This is a genomic window from Salinihabitans flavidus, from assembly GCF_900110425.1.
Lineage (GTDB): Bacteria > Pseudomonadota > Alphaproteobacteria > Rhodobacterales > Rhodobacteraceae > Salinihabitans > Salinihabitans flavidus.
Genome location: NZ_FODS01000009.1, coordinates 17,707 through 38,093, shown reverse-complemented (window position 1 = coordinate 38,093; position 20,387 = coordinate 17,707). Strand labels below are relative to the sequence as shown.

Below are 20,387 nucleotides of genomic sequence, written 5' to 3'. Positions count from 1 at the left end.
TGGTTGACAAAGGTTTACCTGAAGTTGACAGAAATCGCCCGAAAAACGGTTTTTTGTGGTGAATTGTCAACCATTCCCACCAGTTAGCGCCATAAAAACAAGGACTTTCCGGCGCTCTCGCAGTTCTGTGCCGCCTCGATCTCTCCGAGAAATCTCCCAGAAAGGCGTCTGACGGTCCCGGCCGGCATGGTTGTGGCGCGTCTCGCAGCTATGGATGACGATCTGTGGCTGTTCAGGAAGGTGGCGTTCCGCCTCGTCCAGAGGAGTGCTCGCAGGCGCGCGGAAGCTATCAGTTCGTCCCATGGGTGTTCGGCAGCCCTCCGATCCGTAGAACCATCCGGCGGTTGCGCGCTGTCATCACAGCGGATGCCGTCGGTGATGTCGTGCGTCAGGTCGCGGATTTGCACTATGGTCTCGATGCCTCCTCGGTTTCCTATGCCAAAGTCTCTTTGGCCCCGCATGCGCAAGATGTGCCTGCACAGCTGCCTACCGATGTCGTCATCGTGCCAACCATGGCGGTTGAAGAAGGTTGGGTGCGGGATCGACATCCGGAACTGGTCGAGTGGATGCAACGCATGCACGCTCGCCTATGTCCAGCACCTCCGAGTTGACCACGCCAAGCGGAAGCTCGAACAGAGCGACCTGTCGGTCGAACAGATCAGTTGGGAAGTCGGATACGAGGACGGGGCGGCCTTTAGGCGCCTATTCAAACGGCTCGCCCGCGTCACCCCCGGCACCTACCGTCGTAAATTCGCGCCAGACAGGCCCACATAGAAGCTCAGTCAAACATCGCCTTGTGAATAGGCCGGCCATCGTGTTCCTTGTCCCAGCCCAAGGCTGCAATGTGCCAAGTCCCCTCATCCTTGAGATGCAAAGGAGCTTCGGCTGCACTTCAGCCGAAGCGTCCTGTTCACGCTGCTCGCAAACCGCGAGAACGACCGCCAACTTGCCGAAAAGCCTGATCACAACGCCCAGGCCTCCTCGAAGATCGGCATCGTCGAGGCGGCAGTCGTCCTCACGCGCGCCACGAAATCGGGGATGAGTGTCTGCTTTGAAGGGAGCTGCTTGCACGACGCCGCAGTTGCATCGGTCAGCTTTCTCTCTTCGCTAAGTATGAAACCGGTGAGGGCGGAGGCGGATTGACCAGCGGGTTCGGGGCTGTTTTCCGACCTTCGCCGCTCTCGGCGTGGACATCGCCTGTGACCGGCTTAGCCAATCATTTTCGCGCCCAATCTCTACTCGTCGATTAGATGCCAGAACCCGTATTTGCGGCCGTGTTTCTCGCGCAAGCCCTCGACAAACTGCCCGTGGGGTAGGACATTGCCGTAGTCCTCGATCGCCGGATCGCAGAACCGGCATTCCGCAAGGTGGCGGGCGGCGTGGCGGTAGCGTTTGGATTTCGCGCCACCCAAAGTGTATTCGATCATCGCGCGGCGCATCAGCGTGGCGGCGAGCGGGTGGTTGGCCTCAAGGGCGTTAGCAGCAGGTGTCAGCGTGACCATCCAGTTCTTCGGCCCGGGGCACCACGACCCTGCCGGCGCGCTCATGTGTGACGCGCTGTCCGCAACGATGGTGTCGACTTTCGTCAAAAGAGCTTTACTCGAATCAAAAAATGAATAATGAATCAATAATCAATATTTGAGCTTGGGGAGGAGTTCTGTGACAGCCCTATGGAGTAACGCGGAGGTCGACTTTCGCGACGAAGTGCGCGAATTTTGTTCGACACAGCTTCCCCGCGACATCAGCGACAAGGTGCTTCACGGCCAGCCGCTACAGCGTGATGACTACATGCGCTGGCAAGACATTCTGGCGAGTCGCGGCTGGCTGGCCGGGTTCTGGCCCAAGGACTATGGCGGGCAAGAATGGGGAGCATCTGAAAGCTACATCTTTCAGGAAGAGACTGCCCGCGCTGGCGCGCCTTGGCTGTTGCCCTTCGGGGTCAACTATGCGGGTCCGGTGATCTTCACCTTTGGGAACGAAGAGCAAAAACGGCGCCACCTTCCGGGGATTGTCGACAACAGCGTATTCTGGTGTCAGGGATATTCCGAACCGGGCGCGGGGTCGGATCTTGCACGCCTGTCGACAAAGGCCCGCCGGGATGGCGACGCCTATGTCGTCAACGGTTCGAAGATATGGACCAGCATGGCGCAGTGGGCCGACATGATGTTCTGCCTCGTGCGCACCAACTCCGACGCCCGACTGCAACAGGGAATTTCGTTCCTCCTAATCGACATGAATACACCGGGAATCAATGTTCAGCCGATCCAGTCAATCGACGGATTCCGGCATCTCAACCAGGTGTTCTTCGACGATGTGCGCGTGCCAGCCACCAATTTAGTAGGCGAGGAGAACAAGGGCTGGACCTATGCCAAGTTCCTGCTGGGCCATGAGCGGGTTCTGTCTGCCGAAACCGGAAAGGCGCGTCGGTTGCTCGCGCGAGCGGAAAGCGCCGCGCAAGCCCGTGGGCTTGGGAAGGACTGGCGCATCCGTGATAAGATCGCGCGGTTCGAGGTCGATATTCACGCGTTGGAGTGGATGTCGCTGCGGCTTTTGGCAGACGTTACGGCCGGTGCTGCACCTGGGACAGAATCCTCGCTGCTGAAGATTCGCGGCAGCTCGCTGCTTCAGGAAATTTCCGAGTTTTCCGTCGATGTTCTAGGCCCCGATGCGCTGGCCTATGATCCCCAGATGCTCTCGGATGGGACCGGCATCGACGAGGAACTGCGTAGCATGGGCATCGTTCATGACTTCCTGTTTCAGCGCGCCCCGACGATCTGGGGCGGTAGCAACGAAATTCAGCGCAATATCATCGCCAAGCACGCCCTCGGCCTGCCAACGACGCGTGTTTAGAGAGAGGGGAGAGCGCTGTGGAATTTAGTCTGAGCGATGAACAGAACATGCTGCGCGACACTGCGGAACGCTGGCTTGCATCGCTGCCGAGCCGTCCGCAAGCGGATCGTGCTCTATGGCGCGAGATCGCGGACATGGGCTGGCTTGGCGCGGGGTTTTCGGAAGCCGAAGGCGGTATCGACGGCGGGCCGGTCGAAGTGGCAGTGATAATGGAGATGGCGGGACGCGCGCTGCTGCGCGCGCCTCTCATCGAAGGGATGGTCTTAGGTGCACGGCTGCTGTCGGGCGCCGGTGCGAAGACATCCCTTGCGAATGTGCTGGAAGGTCAAAGCATCGAGTTGCCCGCCCTCGAAGAGCCGAACCAGCGTCATGCGCCCTTCACTCCGGATTTGCGTTTGATGGATTGCGGCGGTGGACATCGCCTCAGCGGCACAAAATCTCTGGTATCGTGGGCGACTCTGGCCGACCACTTCCTGATTTCGGCCTCTGACGGTGCGGGGTCGCTTGTATTGCTACGCGTTCCCGCTGATCGCGAAGGGATTTCGCTGCGCGAACGGCGGCTGCTGGACGGCGGAGATGCTGCGGATTTGCTGCTCACCGATGTCGCCATCGGGCACGATGACATTCTATGTCAGGGCAATACCGCCGAGGACGTGCTGAGCGAGGCGCTCGATCATGCGACGGCCGCCCTTTGCGCCGAAGCGGTCGGGCTGGCGGACTTGCTGCACGAGCGCACGCTTGAGTATCTCAAGACGCGTGAGCAATTCGGGCAACCGATCGGATCGTTTCAGGCGCTTCAGCATCGCATGGTGGATCTGAATATTGCGCTAGAGGAGGCGCGGTCGCTTGCTATGATGGCCAATCATGCCCTCTCCCTGCCTGCCGGCGAGGCACGCGTCAGCCCGTTATCGGCGGCCAAACAGGGTGTTTGCGCGCGGTGTCTGCAAATCGGTCGCGAGGCGATCCAGCTACACGGGGGCATCGGCATGACCGAGGAATTGCCCATTGGCTCGGCATTCCGCCGCCTCAAGGCGCTTTCACTGGGTCTTGGGGACGAGGCCTGGCATCTGGAGCGGATTGCCGATGCGCGCGGTGAAATATCCACTGGCAAGGAGGCCTGACAATGGCGTTGTTCGATGACTACGAGACGATAACGTTTTCCCGCGAGGGACGAATCCTGACAATCACCCTGAACCTCCCCGAGTCGCTCAATTCGGTGAATGCAAAGCTGCATTCAGAGCTGTCGCGCGTTTTTTCCGATGCAAACGACGACCCGGAGTCCGATATCGTGGTGCTTACAGGTGCGGGACGTGCGTTTTGCGCTGGCGGTGATGTCGACTGGATGCAGGATGCGATCGACACGCCGTCGAATTTCGAGATCACTGCGACAGAGGCCAAGCGCATTTTGTTCTCGCAGCTCGATCTCGAAAAGCCTCTGATCTGCCGAATGAACGGACATGCCCTTGGACTAGGCGCGTCTGTCGCCTTGTCTTGCGACGTGGTCATCGCTTCTGAGAAGGCCAAGATAGGTGATCCGCATGTTTCGATCGGGCTGGTCGCGGGCGATGGCGGGGCATTCCTTTGGCCACAGATGATCGGATTTGGTCGTGCGCGGGAATACCTGATGACAGGGGACCCAATCCCTGCGACTGATGCGGCGCAGATGGGCCTGATAAGTCGCGCGGTGCCAGTCGAGAACTTGGACGAAGCGGCCTACGGCCTTGCCCGTCGCCTTGCCGGCGGAGCAATCAAGGCGATCCGCTGGACCAAGATTACCGCAAATCTGCCGCTCAAGGCCCTTGTTCACGCCAGCATGGATGCTGGGATCGCGTATGAAATGATGTCGAACCTGTCCCGCGATCATGCAGAGGCGGTGGCGGCATTTCGTGAGAAGCGCAAACCCGAATTTACCGGCGAATAATCGCCATCAACGGTTATTTCTAGGAGGAGAGAACCATGACCAGACTGACTAGACGCCATCTCTTGGCTAGCGCGGGCGCCGCTGCTTCGATTCCGTTATTCGCGCCGGGTATCGTGCGCGGGCAAACGGCCATTCCTATCGGGCTGGTGACACCGCTTAGCGGTCCCCAGCAGTTGATCGGCGACGCCGTGCGCGTCGGCGCAGAGATCGCCGTGGAGGGGATCAATGAGGCGGGCGGCATTGATGGGCGACAAGTCGCTCTGGAGATTCGCGATTCAAAAGCCAACCCGAACGATGCCACCGTGGCCGCCCGTGAATTGACCGGAGCAGGAGTGAACCTGCAACTGGGAGCGATTTCGAGCACGGTGGCCTTGGCCATGGGAACGATGATGGAAGGCGAAGGTGGTATCATGATCACGTCGGGCGCCGGTTCCGAGAAGATCAATCACGAAAATTACAGCCCCCATGTCTTCCGCGTTGGCGATAACCCCTACACACGCGCGCACGGGATGGTGCAGCATGTGGCCGACACCCAACCCGACGTCAACAAGTGGGTCGGGATCATTCCCGATCATGAATACGGGCGGACCACTTGGGCCGTGTTCATCGACGCGATGGCGAAGCGTTGGGAGCAGACCACAGGCAATCGCCCCGAGATTCCTGATCCGATCCTGGTTCCGTATGGCGCGGGCGACTACAAGACCTTTATCGCCCAGGCAACAAGACTGAAGCCGCAAGGCATCTTTACGTCGGTTTACGGGGGCGATGCGGTAACACTCTATCAGCAGGCAAAGCCATTTGGATTGTTCGACAATCTCGACGTTCTGGTGGATTCCTCAAATGAGTTTTTGGTCGCCTCGGCGATGGGAAATCAGGTTCCGCGCGGCTGGACCGGGTTCCATTGGTATTACAAGGCCAACACGGGCAATCCTATCTCGGACCGCCTCTATGATGAATATGTCAACAGGACCGGAAGCCAGTATCCCCTTGGATGGGCCGCCGAGGCGCAAGCCGCGGTGCTGGCCTACAAGGCTTCTATCGAGAAAACGGGCAGCACAGAAACTCAGGCGGTGATCGACGGGCTTAAGGGGCTGACCTTTGATAGCGCCACCGGGCCGCGCACTATCCGCGCGGAGGATAACCAAGCGATCAAAAACGCGGAAATGGCCTTTATTGAGCCCAGTAATAGCGCCGAAGCCGGGTTCGAGGTGACCGATTCGATTTCCATCGACGGGGCGGACGTCATCGAGGCCGCAAACCCGGGTGAAAAGCTGGAATTGACCACCCTTTGACACCGACGATCAAACCGGGCGGGGCGCGCTCGCCCGGTTCCTTCTGAAGGGGCACAATCACAATGATGATGGATATCGGGCTGGTCGTGTTCGGCGGTCTCTCCTGGGCAATGGCAACTTTTCTGGTCGCGGCCGGACTGACGCTGATTTTCGGCATTCTACACATTCTAAATTTTGCCCATGGCGGATTTTTCATGGTGGGCGCCTACCTGGCCTGGGCCATGATCGAGGCGTTGGGCGGTGGAGTGTCGATATGGACCTATATCGCCGTGGCGCTGGTTTCAGGAGCCGTGGTCGGTGCGCTCGGTGTTCTGGTCGATGTGACGATCTTCAGGCGTCTGCGTGACGTTGAGGACGCCTATGCTCTGATCGCCACATATGCGTTGCTCATGGTGTGTATAGGGGCAATCGAACTTATCTGGGGTCTCGATTTTCGTGCGATCATGCCGCCAGAGGCGCTGAATTCGGCATTGTTCATCGGCGATTTGATCGCGCCGACCTTTACTATCTTCATCATCGTCTGCGGCGTTGTGGTCTATGTTGCGCTCGAAGTTTTCATGGCTCGCACGGAAACCGGAAAGCTTGTGCGCATCGTCGCGCATGATGCCTGGATGGCGCGGCTTCTGGGGTTGGACGTGACACGGATTTACCTGATCACCGTTGTCATTTCCTTCGCCCTAGCCGGCCTTGCAGGCGGGCTTCTTGTTGCCAATCAGGGACTATCGCCTGAATTGGGCGGCGTGTTTCTGCTTCAGGCATTCGGCGTCGTGATCGTTGGCGGCATGGGCAGCATTCGCGGCGCGTTTCTCGCGGCGCTACTACTTGGTCAAATCGAAAGCATCGGTGGAATGCTGTTCCCGAATTATCCCGGCATCTTCTATCTTGTGGCGCTGGCCGGATTGTTGCTGATCCGTCCGCAGGGGCTTTTGACAAAAGGAAGGACGGAGTGGGTATGAACCGCGATCTTGCAAAGACGATGGCCCTGGCCGGCCTGGGGGGCGCGGCGTTCTTATGCGTGCCTCTTGTGGCCAACTCGGGCGTGGTTTTCCTGGCTGGCCTTGTGGCGATAAACATCGTTTTCGCGCTGTCCTGGAACCTGCTTTTCGCGGGTGCAGGGCTGCTGAGTTTCGGCCATTCGATGTTCTTGGCCGCCGGTGCCTACACGATGGCCAAGTTTTCACTTTCAGCGCCCGAGGTGCCGTTCCTGTTGACACTGGTTCTGGCGGCCCTCTCGGGCGGCGTGCTGGCTTGGGTATTCGGTTTTGTCGCACTGCGCCGTGCCTCGGGGACCTATTTCGCCATTCTGACGCTGGCCTTTTCCGCCCTCGTGCATATCGTTATCACCAAAACTGACGCTTTGGGTCGGGCGGATGGGTTGGTGGGTATCCGCCGCCCGGAAATCGGCGTCGGATCGCTGCGCCTATCTCTTGATGGAGACATGTATTATGTTTTCATCGTCCTTTCGATGACCTTGGCCGCGCTGGCGCTCTGGTGTTTCACCCATTCGCCTACGGGACGTCTGTTGCAGGCGATCAAGCAAGACCGCCTGCGAACATCCTTTCTGGGTGCGAATGTGCGCAGATGGCAACTGTTGGCGTTTTGCGTATCGGGGGTTTTCGCAGCTCTGGCCGGTGCGGTCATGGCACCGTGGTCACAGATCGTCTCCCCAGAAATCGCGCATTGGTCGATGTCCACCATGCCGATACTCTATGCCCTTCTGGGCGGCACCAGCCGGTTTTGGGGTCCGGCACTGGGGGCAATCCTGTTCGGCATGCTTGATTACGGAACGCGAAACATGCTGGGTCTGGCGGATATGACCTCGGGCATTCTGCTGTTGGTGGTAGTGCTGGCGGTTCCGGGGGGAATCCTTGGCCTGCTCTTGCGCGTCGGTCGGACGAGGGAGGAGGCCAAGGGATGACAGATGCTCCAATTCTTGAGGCGAAGGCGCTTTGCAAGTCCTATGGCCTTGTTCAAGTTCTCCACGACGTAGAACTAAGCATTGCCCCGGGGGAATCGCGCGTGGTGATCGGCCCGAATGGCGCGGGCAAGACGACACTCTTCAAATGCCTCAGCGGAGAGGTGCCAAGCGACAAGGGCGTCATCTCCCTCGAAGGACGCGAGATTACCGGCTTGCGGGGGTGGCGGCGCGTCCAGATGGGGATCGGACGCACGTTTCAGGTTGCGCGGATCTTTCCCGAAATGACCGCGCGCGAAAACATGACCGTCGCCGTCGAAATGCGCGACCGCCTCGCCCGTGGAACGGCCCGGCGCCTATTTAGCCTTGCACCGGCTGCGGAGTTGCGTGCCGAGGTGGATGAACTGATGAGCGAACTTGATCTGGCAGCGGCCGCCGACCGGCCCGCGCGCATCCTCGCGCATGGCGACAAGAAGCGTCTGGAGTTGGCAATGTCATTGGCTCTTCGCCCGACATTGGTGATGCTTGATGAGCCGACGGCAGGCATGTCGCCTGCCGACCGCGCCGACGCGGTGGCGATGATTGCCCGGCTGCGCGATACGCATGGGCTGACGCTGCTTCTGACCGAACATGACATGGAGGTGGTCTTTGGCCTCGCGACACGGCTCACCGTGTTACATCAGGGCCGGATCATAGCCGATGGCGCGCCAGCGGATGTGCGCGCTGATCCGAATGTGCGCGAGGTATATCTTGGACATGACTGAACCTTTGCTGAATGTCTCAGGGCTGGATGCCTGGTATGGGGGCAGCCATATTCTGCATTCCGTTGCCTTGAATGTGGACGAAGGCGAAAGTATCGCGCTTCTGGGGCGCAACGGGGCCGGTAAATCTACCCTGTTGAAGGCGCTTTTGGACGCCGGACCACGCAGCAGCGGGCTGATCGAATTCGGCGGCCAGTCCCTCACCGGCATGAGCACCGAAAACCGCGCGCGCGCTGGGTTGATGCTGGTTCCCGAGGACAGGCGCATCTATCCCGACATCACCGTGACAGAGAATATCGCCCTTGGGAGGATCGCGGCGCGGGGACGCGGAGCCTCTGTGAGTATGGAGGACATCTGGCAGAGCTTTCCATTGCTTGAGCCGCTGAAAGATCGCGGTGGTGGGCAGCTTAGCGGCGGGCAGCAGCAGCTTGTCGCCGTGGCGCGCGGCGTGTTCGGGTGCGCGCGGCTGCTATGTCTGGATGAGCCGGTCGAAGGCTTGGCGCCCGTCGTGGTGGACGAGATGGCCCGCGATATTGCACGACTGCGGAAAATGGGGCTTTCGCTGTTGATTGCCGAGCAGAATCTGGCTTTCGTGCGTGCTTGCACCGAACGGGTGTTTCTCATCGACAGTGGCGTGATCGTGTTTTCCGGGAACTGGCAGGACTTTGACGCAGACCCGACGCTGAAGGACCGATATCTGGCAGTTTAGGAAGATTTTAGGCGCATTTACATGTCGCGCCTAAACATTGGAGGGGGAATGGGCGCAGTGTTGGAACGCATCGGAAACTGGGATCTGCGATTCGAGCAGGGCGAACGGTCGGCGCGACGAGACGCTGGCGAGTGGAGCGGGTTGACGCTGGCCGATCATCTGCGCCGACAAGCGCAGGACCGTCCTGACGATGAGGCCGTGATCGGCGAGCGCATGGTTCTGCGGTATGGCGAGGTTCTTGAAAAAGCCAGCGCCTTGGCGCGTGGCTTGTTGGACATGGGGATAAGACCCGGTGAGACCATCAGCTTTCAATTGCCCAATTGGCCTGAGACGGTGCTAATCAATGCCGCCTGCGCGTTGGCCGGTTTCGTGATCAATCCGGTGATTCCCATCTACCGCGAGGCCGAACTGCGCCACATCCTACGTGATTGCCGTGCTCGGGTATTGTTCATTCCTAAGAGATTTCGTGGCGTGGATTATCCTTCAATGATCACGTCTTTGCGCGACGATCTCCCCGATCTGGATCATGTCGCAATCCTTGGCGACGACGACGACGGACTGGAAAGGCTCATCAGACGTGGGCACACTCTGGACACTCCCCTTGACGGAGCCGATCCGGATTCTGCCAAACTTATCATTTATACCTCAGGGACGACCGGGACCCCCAAAGGTGTGATCTACAGCCATAATCAGTCGATCCGACCTGTGAACTCGAGTTTCGAGGCATGGAATCTTGGCTCTAGGGCCCGACTTCTGATGCCCAGCCCTGTCACCCACGTTACTGGCTACTCATATGGGATTGAGGCGCCGTTTGCGTTGGGCAGCACAACAATCTTCATGGAGCATTGGGACAGCGAGCGCGCCTGCGACCTCATCGACAGCCACGGCGTCGATTTCATGATCGGCGCCACACCTTTCCTGAGCGAGTTGATCGCTGCGGCTGCACAAAAGGGAACGGGCTTGGAAAGCTTGCGAATTTTCGGCTGTGGCGGCGCATCAGTGCCGCCCTCGGTAATCGAGCGAGCTATGTCGACGTTTACGAATTGTCGTGCCTTCCGTGTCTTCGGTAGTTCAGAGGCTCCAATGATTACTCAGGGTTGTCTTGAGGATAGTGTTCTGGCCGCGACAACTGATGGATATATCAACGGCTGGGAGGTCGTGGTGCGCGGCGAAGATGACGCAGTCGTTCGACCGGGGCAAGAGGGTGAGATTTGCGCGAAGGGTCCGAGCCTGTTCCGCGGCTATACCGATCCGACTGAAAATCCCGACAGTTTTGATGCCGATGGGTATTTCCGCACCGGCGATCTTGGGTGGGTCGATTCGAACGGAGTTCTGACTATTACTGGACGAAAAAAGGACCTTATTATCAGAGGTGGCGAAAACCTCTCCGCCAAAGAGATCGAAGACACATTGCATAACCATCCTGCGATAGAAGAGGCCGCCGTGGTCGCCATGCGCCATGTCCGGCTGGGCGAAGGTGTGGCGGTCTGCCTAATTCCCGCAGGGCGCGACCGTCCCGACCGGAAGGTGCTTGCCGCGTGGCTGGAAAAACAGGGGCTGGCACGGCAGAAATGGCCAGAATATGTAGAGTATCGCGACACTCTTCCGAAAACGGCGTCGGGTAAAGTGCAGAAACATTTGCTGCGACGTGATCTTGCGGAACGGTTTCCTGAGGGCTATGGCGTCGTTCCGTCAAACTAGCCATGCAGAACGGAGAGTATCGTGGGCAAGAGGGAAGAGAAGGCCACCGCAACTCGTGAAGCCATTTTCCGCGCCGCTGCGATCATCGTCGGCCGGCATGGATATGCCAAGGCGTCGATTGCGCGAATTGCCGAAGAGGCCGGCGTTTCGCATGGTCTGATCTATCAGTATTTCCGGGACCAACAGGATTTGTTCGATCGATTGCTGCCCCACGTTGGCGAGGAAATGCTACGTCATATCGCACAGCGGGCCGGCCGGTCCGAAACGGTCGAAGAACGCGAACGCCTTGGGCTAGAGGCCAATTTCGAATATCTGATAGACCACCCAGAGCTTCATCGCATTCTGAACGAGGCGGCATTCTTTGCACCTCAAGCGCATCGTAACTATCTGAAACGAATGGCCGAGGGCTACAAGAGATCCCTCGAAAAGGGCCATGCCACCGGTCAGATCGAAGCCTATGCGCCTGAGGAGTTTCAGACGCTCGCCCTAATGTTCATCGGAGCGCGCGAGTATCTTCTGGAACACTACGCGGTTGAGGGACACAGCATCAAGAAATTGCCCGTAGAGGTCGAACGCACCTATCTGAAGGCTGTTGCTTTGGCGATGGGTGTCGATCCCACGCGCATGATGCCCCAACAAGAAGCCGGGGATGAAACATGCTCGGGTTGATGGTGTGGCCCATGTGCGCCGTGACATCGCCGGCTTGCCCGTTTATCGAAAAATCTCGACCGAATTCAGGCGGCAGCTCATGATAAGTCAAGGTTCGTTGCTTATTGACTGGCGCCAATCTATCTGAACTCGCGATGATCAGACATGCGGGAAATGCTAACCTTTTTGTCCAGCACAATTCGGTGTCACGCAGTCACCATCCGGAAATTTTGAAACAATCCGAAGACACCCGTCATGCATTTGCCCCGTAGGAATGGCCCGACATCCCGACGGGAGCCGTCGCGTCTGACCATGGAGAGATCGAAGTCCTAGGGAATTTTCTCGGGTGCGAGGGGGATGTATTCTGGCGCCGCCGCGTTCGGGTGAATGGAACCTCCCATCGTTTTGCTGGCACGGAAAGTATCGACGAAATAGCTATAAGCGCTCAGGGCAGGCGTTTCATCTTCCGAGCTATCACAGACGTCAAAGCAAGCGCTGGACGCTGCCAGTGAGCGTCCCAGCCAGCCTGGTGGTGCTCGCAGATGTATTTGCGCAATGTATTCAGCAGATCTTCGCACGGGGCGGCTCCAAAAAGCCATTGCAGAGATTCGGGCAGAGCCGCGCCGTGCGGATCAGCGCAATCGTCTCCTCGCGGTCGGTTTTCCGGGATCTGGCGCCACAGGTCTCGCGCCGTTCCGCCAGCCGCTACCATTCCGCCCCGTCGCCGCTTGGATTTTCATCCCCGCCACATTTTTGAAAGGGCGGCCTCAACAGCCATTATGAAGCCCGGGCTCGCCGATCATCGGGAAAGATGTCGTTATTTGAGAAGTAATCGCCGACCATGCTCGTGGGTGAGTTGTGTCGCATCCTCAACGGTTAAGGGAAGAGACAAGAAGAAACCCTGGGCCATATCGGCACCGGCGGCGCGCACGAAATCTAGCTGTTCTTGCGTCTCGATACCTTCCTGAACAACGGTCATGTTCGTTGAGTGAATCAACTGGTTCAAAATGCTGAAGAATCCTTCTGACTTGCCGTTGGTGGTCAATTCGCTCAGGAAAGTGCCGTCGAATTTGACCTTGTCGGCCGGCAGGCGGCGAAGGTTGGAGAGCGAAGAAAAGCCCGTGCCGAAATCGTCGATTGCGACCCGCACACCCAATGCGCGGATTTCAGCGAGAGCGTCCACAACGATTGTGTCGCTTGCAAAACTTTCAGTGACCTCGACACAAAGCGCCTGTGGCGGAAACGTCGGCACGCTTTGCAAGATCTCACGCATTCCCGCGACCAACTCGGGATGGGCAAGCTGCAAAGGCGATACGTTGACATAGATCGTGAGGTCAAGATCGGGGCAAATCGTGCGAAAGGACAGCGCTTGCCGGATTGCCGTCGCCAGAACCCAGTCGCCGATTGGATGGATATGGCCCAGTTTCTCGGCAATCGGAATAAAGCGGTCTGGCGACAGCGTGCCATTTTTGGGGTGTTCCCACCGTAACAGCGCCTCGAACCCGTTCAAAACGTCTCCGTCCGGCTTCAGGGTGAACACCGGCTGGTATACCAGCACAAACTGATCATCTGCCAGCGCCTCGCGGAGATCGTGGTTGAACGTGACCTGCTGCGCGGCTATTTCATGAAGTCCCGGCGCGAACAACTGGCTTCGGTTACCGCCATCCTGCTTGGCGGCATACATGGCGATGTCGGCCGCCTGCACCAAGTCGAGGTCGCCCAGCATGAAGGTGTCGGCGATGCCGATGCTGGCCGACACATGGCACCAATGGCCTGCGATTTCGAACGGCTCGTCGATCACCTGCCGCAGCCTTTCGCCAAGCCCTTTTGTCGCAACCAGATCCACACCTTGGCAGAGAACGACGAACTCGTCTCCGCCAAGCCTGACAACCAGATCGTCCGGGCGCACGGCGTTCACAAGTCGTTGTGCAACTGCGATCAACAAACCGTCGCCAATGTCGTGCCCCATGGAGTCGTTAACGGCTTTGAAACCGTCCAGGTCGAGAAACAGGAGCGACGCACCCGGCCCGGATGTCGTCTGCAAGGCGGTCAGCTCCTCTTGCAGCAAACTGCGGTTGGCAAGCCCGGTCAGGGGGTCATAGTATCTCAGTTTCGCCAATTCAGCGCTCGTGCGCATTGCCATTTCAGCTGCGACTTCTTGCCGAAGTGCCAGTGCCAGGCTGACATCGGCACTGGTCCAGGAACTGGATCGACCGGAAACGGTTTCCTTCCAGGTGGCGAAAGAGGCGCGAGGGTGCATCCGACCCTCGGCTGGATCCCATGTCGCGTGGTCGATCGGACTTCCGCCCCACGTGATCGTGCGGTGCTGTTCGGGTCTGAACCAGGCAATCAGGTCGTCGCCCCCCGAAGCGAGCGGAAGCACCAGCACACCGCTTCCGTCGGCCACGCAAGACGCGAGGTCCGGATGACGCAGCCCAAGATCATCCACGCCAAGAGGGTCAGCGTCTGAACTTGGCATGGCCATCGCGAGCGCCCTTTCGATGACGCGGGGTGGGGGAAGAATGCCAAGGCGCAAGACGTTTCCTGACAGCCGCACCAGAGCACCGGTCGCATCGACAAGTTCAAGCAACTCGGCACTTGCGCCTGCGAACGCCTCGGTCAACGTATCCTGCGTTGCAAGCCTTTCCACGAGAACGGATAGCGTCGCTTGCCGCTTGAGTTTTTGCCGGGCGGTTTCTGCCTCCCCCAGGCTGCTCAGCATCAGAGAGACGACTTGGCCGATCGTGCCCGCGTTGGATCTTTGTTCGGGTTCGGGCACCTTCGGTGTCGAATGATGGCAAACCAGCATTCCCCAAAGGCGTTCACCATCCGCGAGGCCAATGGTGAGACTTGCGGCGGTCTGCATGTTGCGCATGTATTCACGATGGATCGGCGATACACTGCGCAGATTACTGTGGGTCAAATCCAGCGGCACCCCGTCATCAAGTTCGGGATGCCCGAAAAGCGGAACGGGTTCGTAAGACGAATTCCCAATTGAGCCCACGCGCTGGCGCAGGTAAAGCGCGCGCGCGATTTGTGGAATATCCGAGGCGGGATAGCGAAGCCCCAGATAGGACTCGATCCCCGGATTGCACAATTCGGCGATGACCTCGCCATGTCCGCCCTCGCCGAAGCGATAGGCCATCACGCGGTCGTAGCCTGTCACCTCCTTCAAACCGCGCACGGCCAGTTTGCAAAGATCGTTCTGAGTCAGCGCGGCAGAAAAGCTCTCAATGATTGACTGGGCGAGACCGACGTGCCTTCTCTCTTCAGTCGGGTGGACGGCTTCGATGTCAATGCAGACATAACGGCCTGATCGGAAGGCGTGAAGCTGCAGCGGAATTCCCTTGGGATCGCGGAGTTGGACAGATGATTGCAGAGGTTGAGAGCCAGGCAGCAGTATCTCGCGCTGAACGATCTCGCTGACGCTACCAATCACCTTTTCAATCGGTTGGCCAAGGACGGACGCTGGTGTGGAACCAAGAACCTCCTCCAGATTGGCACTTGCATGCGCAATCAGCCCGTTATCATAAACCACCGTAAGCAATGCCCCATGTGGCTGGATTGCGCCGGGGGTAGCAATCGGTTCCCATTCGCAACGTGCCAGATCCACAGGGCTGTTCGCGGGCACTGCAGCAGTCACTTCCGGGCTCCAACAGGTTCAAGAAACTTCGGCGGATCAGCCGTCGCCAATTTCAAGCTGTTTCCGCAGTATGGGGACTGCACCATATTCTTCTTTTTCACAACGAACGGTTCAAACCAGCCCAGCAAGGCGCGAAACGTTTCCTCTGCTCCCATCAGGACATCGTCGCAGCTCTCCGGGCGCTGATCGCCAAAGCGATCGAGGGCCTTCTTGAACACCCGCCAATCCGACGACGGAGCAGGCTCGGCGCCCCCGAAAAAGTCAGTCGCTCCGGCGATCTCCGCTCCGATCCGTTGCTGCAGATTTCGCAAGATCACCTTTCCCCCGAGCGCTGATCCCTCCAGAACATATCGCGCACCCAGGGCGTAGGCGAAGGTCGGCAGCGCCGGAATTCTCGCATTGGGGGCATGACTCAATGCGCGCACGTCGAAACCCAGTGCACCGAGGTCGCGGATCAGCCGTTGGGAATGAGTGGATTTCGCCGAGAATGGTTTGAGTATATCCCATTTCGAGAAAGCCCCGAAAGCGCGTTCAAGAGGATGGTAGAACGCCAGAAAATGCGCGAGCCAATCGGCATACTCGTCTCTATCGGCAATGCTCTCCGGCAACCCGAGCAGAGCTTCTGCCTGATCGTGAAGCGATGCCGTCCGCGCCCGCAGATCGCCCGAGAGTGGGAGAGACAGCAACGATGAAGCGGTTTCTACTGATTCCATCAAGAACAGGCCTTTCGCGTGAGTCGCGGCCGACGACCGAAGGCTCTTTTCGATTACAGAGGCTTGGCAATCATGCTCGCAAGTTTCGGCAAACAGTCACACGCTGAATGTCCGCAATCTGATCCGGCGTGTTCAATCTTGTATTACTTTCTGAGCGATGGCTCGCTGTTTGGCGGTATGGTTTACCTGTCGTGAAGATTTTCAACAGGCGTTGTATGGCTGGATCTGCGAGCTTCCTGCGTGTGCCATGTCAGCGGAGTAGGAAGTATCGGCTGGTGACTTCTTTTAATAACACTGTCATTTACCATGCGGTTCCATGTCAGCCCAAAGTCCGAACATATTGTCAAAAAAGCAGATAGTCAGAATTTCGCTCGGGAAACACCTGACCGCATGGGCAGGCCGGTTGACCAGCTCTATGTTGATCCGCCAGAACCTCCCCACCAGATAGGCGGCTGAGAGAGTATCGCGCAATACGCGCGGCGCATCCACTATCGGGCCACAAAAATATGCAGTGACCACAGGACCTGCTCAGACAGGAAAATTTGGGGTGTTCCGATCGCATCCTAGATAACGCTTGTTCGGATCCCCGCCGAGGAATGGCTCGACATCTCGACGGGAGCCGTCGCACATGACCATGGGGAGATCGAAGTCCTAGAGAATAAACACGGGTGCGAGGGGGTTGTATTCTGGCGCCGCGGCGTCCGGGGGAATGGAACCTCCCGTGGAGATATCCGCTGCGCGTGCGATCGCGCGGTGTTGGGAGGATCAACGCCCCAACCTAGAACCGGACATCTTAATGCCGCACCGAGCATGACCGTCAGCTTCGGGTTGGTTGCTGAAGTTTGGCGCACCACGCGTGAGCATCCGTGAGGCGCAGAAAGTGGGATATTCAAGTGAGGGCTACGATCGAAGGCTTAACGGCACCCCGGTTCAAAGCGAACCTTCACCGCTTATTCAGGCACTGGGTGAATCTTCACCAAACCGGCCTTCGCTGCGTCCGCAAGATCTCGCTCGGTGCGAAGTCTGGCAGCCAGCGCATTTTCTGGAAAGATCCATCGGGTGGAAGTGGCCGCACCGCGCGCAGACTGCTCCACTAATGTGATCGCGCAATGCGCTACTCCGCCCTTCGATCCACTGATCACTGTTGCGCCGTCAGTCGGCGGCAGCTTCTGGAACGAAAGCATGGCCCAGCCGGACGGCTTCTTGCGCCAGCAAGTCCAGGTCGGAAGGTATGGTTCGGTGGTTGTTGATCGCCGCGCGCAGGCAGTGGCGGCCCTGCACGGTGGTGTCCGACACGGCGGCGATGCCCGCCTCCTGCATCTGCACCATGATCTCAGTGTTCAGTCGCTTGAGCGCCGTTTCCGAGAGACCGCCCGGATCGTAGCGAAAGCAGACGATGTTGATCACGGTGGGAAAGCACAGTGTCAGCTCCGGTGTGGCTTCGATCCGGTCGGAGAGATAACGGGCATGGGCGAGGTCCTGATCGACCAGTCGGCCGAACTTCGGCAGACCGTGTTCCTTCAGCGCCATCCAGACCTTGAGAGCGCGAAACCCTCGTGACGTTTGCAGCCCGAAATCGTGCAGCCAGGCACCAGATGCGATGCCCCGAGGCGCCGCCTCGAGATATTCCGGCGTGACCGAAAACGTTTCAAGATGTGCCGCAGCGTCGCGCACCAGGGCGCAACCGACCTCGAAGGGCGCGTGGAGCCACTTGTGCGGATCGAGGGCGATGGAGTCCGCGCGGGCGATCCCACGCACCAGCGCGCTGCCCTTCGGCGCGATGGCGAGAAGCGCACCGATGCAGCCGTCCACGTGCATCCACAGACCTTCCGAAGCGCAGAGGTCGGCGATCGCCTCGAGGTCGTCGATGGCGCCGGTGTTGACAGTTCCGGCGGTGGCGATCACGCAGGCGGGGTGTAGGCCAGTCTCGCGATCCTCGGCTATGGCCGTGCGCAGCGCCGAAAGGTCCATCCGGCAGGCCGCATCGGAAGGCACCCGCCGCAGCGCCCGATTGCCCAGGCCCATCGCTTCGACCGCGATCCGGTGACACGAATGGATCTGGTCCGAGCCATAGAGCCGCATTGGTGCAGTCAGTGCCGGGATACCCATTTCCCGCAGGTCGATGCCGGACATCGTGTTTCGGGCGACGGTCAGCCCGATCAGGTTGGCCATCGACCCGCCGGAAACCAGCGTTCCGCTGGCCGTCGCAGGGTAGCCGACCATCTCCTTCATCCAGCCAACGACCTGGTTGTCGATCTCGGCCGCGGCATGGTCGCCACCGCCGAGGTTTGAGCCAAGGATGGCCGCGAGGAAATCACCGAGAGCCCCGGTGAAGTTGCTCGCGCCCATATACCACATCCAGAACCGCGGATGGATGTTGCCCATCGGGTAGGGCAGGACGTCGGCGGCGATCTGGCGGTAGACCTCGTGGATCGGCTGGCCGTTCTCGGGCACGCCCTCGCGCAAACGCGCCCGCACCTCCGGCGGCATGTCCTGCCAGACGGGCCGGGAACGGACGTCACGGATGTAGTCCACAGCATCGTCCACCATCCGGTGCGCGACGGCGCGATGGGCATCCCAATCTGCGGGATCGAGGGTTTCTGGCGCGTCGGACATGGCTCAGTCCAACTGATAGCCGGGAGTCGAACGGGACAGCCCGGCCTCCTCCTCTGTCATCTCCTCGGGGATTGCCTCGAAGAGCGGAGTGGTCATGTAGCGTTCGCCGGTGTCCGGCAGCATGCACAGGATGACGGTGCCGGGTTCGGCCCGTTCTGCGATCTTCATGGCCACGGCAAAGGTCGCCCCGCCGGAAATACCGGTCAAGATACCTTCTGAACACGCCAGCTTCTGTGCCCAGACGATGCCATCCGGCCCTGCAACCGGGATCAACTCGTCATAGAGCCGTTCGTCCACTGCTTCTTGCAGCACATACGGGATGAAGTCCGGCGTCCAACCCTGGATCGGATGCGGTTCGAACGCCGGGTGGGTTTCTGCTGGCGAATGATCGCGGTTCCGCGCCTGCACATGGGCACTACCGAGAAGCTGTGCGTTGGCGGGCTCTGACAGGACAACCTTCGTCTCGGGGCGCTCGCGACGCAGGACTCGGGCCACGCCCGTCACCGTCCCGCCGGTGCCGTAGCCGGTGACCCAGTAGTCGAGGCGACGACCATCGAAATCCGCAAGGATCTCCTGCGACGTCGAATTTTCGTGGATGCGTGCATTGGCGTCCGTTTCGAACTGGCGGGCGAGGAACCAGCCGTTCGCGTCCGCCAGCTCCACTGCCTTGCGATACATACCAAGGCCCTTTTCCGCCCGAGGCGTCAGCACGACCTTCGCTCCCATCATCCGCATCAGCTTGCGCCGCTCGACCGAAAAGCTGTCGGCCATCGTCACCACCAGCGGATAACCTTTCGCGGCGCAGACCATGGCGAGCCCAATCCCGGTGTTGCCCGAGGTCGCCTCGACCACTGTCTGGCCGGGACGCAGGCTACCTTCGCGCTCGGCCTCGTCGATGATGCTCAGCGCAAGCCGGTCCTTGACAGAGCCGGCGGGGTTAAAGAACTCGGCCTTCACGTAAAGCTCGATACCTTCCGGGGCGAGCTGGTTGATCCTGATCGCGGGTGTGTCGCCGATCGTGTCGAGCACGCTGGCATAAAGACGGCCGCGTCCCTTGGTGGTATGTGGCGTCATGGCATCCATAGCTTTTCTCCGGTTCTGCTCGGGGTTGTCGGCGGCTGGTCCTCGCCGCCGTGCAGGATCAGTGCTGGTGTTCGGGTGGGGCGAAGAGGATCAGTTCAACTCGTTCCTGTCCGTCCACATAGGCATCGTGTCCGGGCGGAATCTCGAAGAAGTCGCCCTTTCCGATTTGTGTTTCCAGGCCGGCATCCAGCATCCGCACAACCAGCTTTCCCGACATGCAGTAGCCAGTGTGGCGCATCGGGCAGGCGTCGGGCGAGCCGAGCAGAGGTTTTTCGTCTTTCTCCCAAGTCCATCCCGGTTCGAAGATGGCGTGCATTCCGGTGCTGCCATCCGCCATCTGGAGGATGGAGATGCCGCCTCGCTCCTTCATATCGAGCCGTTGGTCGGGCGTCTCGAATCTACGTATCTCGATTTCTGCTTCCGGCATGACCTTCCTCTCCCCTTGCACATTGCTACCGGAGAAAACCCGCCGGCCGGGGTTCAGATTATTGGATGCTGTTCCCCGCGCTTGATGGAAGCCTGAAGATTTCCTGTA

Annotated in this window: 17 protein-coding genes; 11 read left to right on the top strand and 6 right to left on the bottom strand. The window is 59.3% G+C overall.

The genetic code is table 11. The annotated features are described in order from the left end of the window. The first annotated feature begins 186 nt into the window (after window positions 1-186). Entirely contained in the window at window positions 187-774 is a 588-nt protein-coding gene (locus BMW66_RS20860) for a helix-turn-helix domain-containing protein (protein ID WP_093117735.1), read from the top strand. A gap of 461 nt (window positions 775-1,235) precedes the next feature. Here the strand turns inward: BMW66_RS20860 and BMW66_RS09245 are convergent, their stop codons facing one another. Further along, a complete protein-coding gene (locus tag BMW66_RS09245; RefSeq protein ID WP_139196145.1) occupies window positions 1,236-1,547 on the bottom strand; it encodes a DUF6880 family protein in 312 nt (103 codons plus the stop codon). A gap of 112 nt (window positions 1,548-1,659) precedes the next feature. On the opposite strand from BMW66_RS09245, the gene BMW66_RS09240 reads away from it, so the two are divergent. The 10 genes from BMW66_RS09240 to BMW66_RS09195 all read left to right on the top strand — a co-directional run bounded on the left by BMW66_RS09240 (window position 1,660) and on the right by BMW66_RS09195 (window position 11,818). Beyond that, window positions 1,660-2,850 (top strand): acyl-CoA dehydrogenase family protein, encoded by a 1,191-nt coding sequence (locus BMW66_RS09240; RefSeq protein WP_093117731.1) that lies wholly within the window; start codon window positions 1,660-1,662, stop codon window positions 2,848-2,850. Between the two features lie 17 nt (window positions 2,851-2,867). Then, window positions 2,868-3,971: an acyl-CoA dehydrogenase family protein gene (locus BMW66_RS09235; RefSeq protein ID WP_139196144.1), complete on the top strand. Its 1,104-nt coding sequence runs from the start codon at window positions 2,868-2,870 to the stop codon at window positions 3,969-3,971. A gap of 2 nt (window positions 3,972-3,973) precedes the next feature. Further along, entirely contained in the window at window positions 3,974-4,771 is a 798-nt protein-coding gene (locus tag BMW66_RS09230) for an enoyl-CoA hydratase/isomerase family protein (RefSeq protein ID WP_093117727.1), read from the top strand. 35 nt (window positions 4,772-4,806) lie between these two features. Beyond that, window positions 4,807-6,063 (top strand): ABC transporter substrate-binding protein, encoded by a 1,257-nt coding sequence (locus BMW66_RS09225; RefSeq protein WP_093117724.1) that lies wholly within the window; start codon window positions 4,807-4,809, stop codon window positions 6,061-6,063. Window positions 6,064-6,125: 62 nt separating this feature from the next. Continuing rightward, complete coding sequence (locus BMW66_RS09220) at window positions 6,126-7,019, top strand: branched-chain amino acid ABC transporter permease (RefSeq protein ID WP_093117723.1); 894 nt, start codon at window positions 6,126-6,128, stop codon at window positions 7,017-7,019. Further along, on the top strand, window positions 7,016-7,981 hold the full coding sequence (locus BMW66_RS09215) for a branched-chain amino acid ABC transporter permease (protein ID WP_093117721.1): 966 nt from the start codon (window positions 7,016-7,018) through the stop codon (window positions 7,979-7,981). Before BMW66_RS09220 ends, BMW66_RS09215 begins: the two co-directional genes overlap by 4 nt. Continuing rightward, entirely contained in the window at window positions 7,978-8,742 is a 765-nt protein-coding gene (locus BMW66_RS09210; protein ID WP_093117719.1) for an ABC transporter ATP-binding protein, read from the top strand. The genes BMW66_RS09215 and BMW66_RS09210 overlap by 4 nt, the downstream gene beginning before the upstream one ends. Beyond that, window positions 8,735-9,448: an ABC transporter ATP-binding protein gene (locus tag BMW66_RS09205; RefSeq protein ID WP_093117717.1), complete on the top strand. Its 714-nt coding sequence runs from the start codon at window positions 8,735-8,737 to the stop codon at window positions 9,446-9,448. Before BMW66_RS09210 ends, BMW66_RS09205 begins: the two co-directional genes overlap by 8 nt. Window positions 9,449-9,496: 48 nt before the next feature. Beyond that, window positions 9,497-11,149, top strand: a complete 1,653-nt coding sequence (locus BMW66_RS09200) for an AMP-binding protein (RefSeq protein ID WP_093117880.1) — start codon at window positions 9,497-9,499, stop codon at window positions 11,147-11,149. A 21-nt stretch (window positions 11,150-11,170) separates the two neighbouring features. Next, window positions 11,171-11,818, top strand: coding sequence for a TetR/AcrR family transcriptional regulator (locus BMW66_RS09195; protein ID WP_175483202.1), 648 nt, complete (start codon window positions 11,171-11,173; stop codon window positions 11,816-11,818). A 796-nt stretch (window positions 11,819-12,614) separates the two neighbouring features. Here the strand turns inward: BMW66_RS09195 and BMW66_RS09190 are convergent. The 5 genes from BMW66_RS09190 to BMW66_RS09170 form a co-directional block, all read right to left on the bottom strand. Next, a complete protein-coding gene (locus BMW66_RS09190) occupies window positions 12,615-15,410 on the bottom strand; it encodes a bifunctional diguanylate cyclase/phosphodiesterase (RefSeq protein WP_281242632.1) in 2,796 nt (931 codons plus the stop codon). Window positions 15,411-15,436: 26 nt separating this feature from the next. Further along, the gene (locus BMW66_RS09185; RefSeq protein ID WP_093117711.1) at window positions 15,437-16,153 is read right to left on the bottom strand and encodes a biliverdin-producing heme oxygenase; all 717 of its coding nucleotides are present in this window, start codon (window positions 16,151-16,153) and stop codon (window positions 15,437-15,439) included. Window positions 16,154-17,305: 1,152 nt separating this feature from the next. Further along, complete coding sequence (locus BMW66_RS09180; protein ID WP_093117709.1) at window positions 17,306-18,769, bottom strand: pyridoxal phosphate-dependent decarboxylase family protein; 1,464 nt, start codon at window positions 18,767-18,769, stop codon at window positions 17,306-17,308. A 3-nt stretch (window positions 18,770-18,772) separates the two neighbouring features. After that, a complete protein-coding gene (locus tag BMW66_RS09175) occupies window positions 18,773-19,852 on the bottom strand; it encodes a PLP-dependent cysteine synthase family protein (protein WP_093117707.1) in 1,080 nt (359 codons plus the stop codon). Between the two features lie 58 nt (window positions 19,853-19,910). Then, window positions 19,911-20,279, bottom strand: a complete 369-nt coding sequence (locus tag BMW66_RS09170; RefSeq protein ID WP_093117705.1) for a cupin domain-containing protein — start codon at window positions 20,277-20,279, stop codon at window positions 19,911-19,913. Window positions 20,280-20,387: the final 108 nt, after the last annotated feature.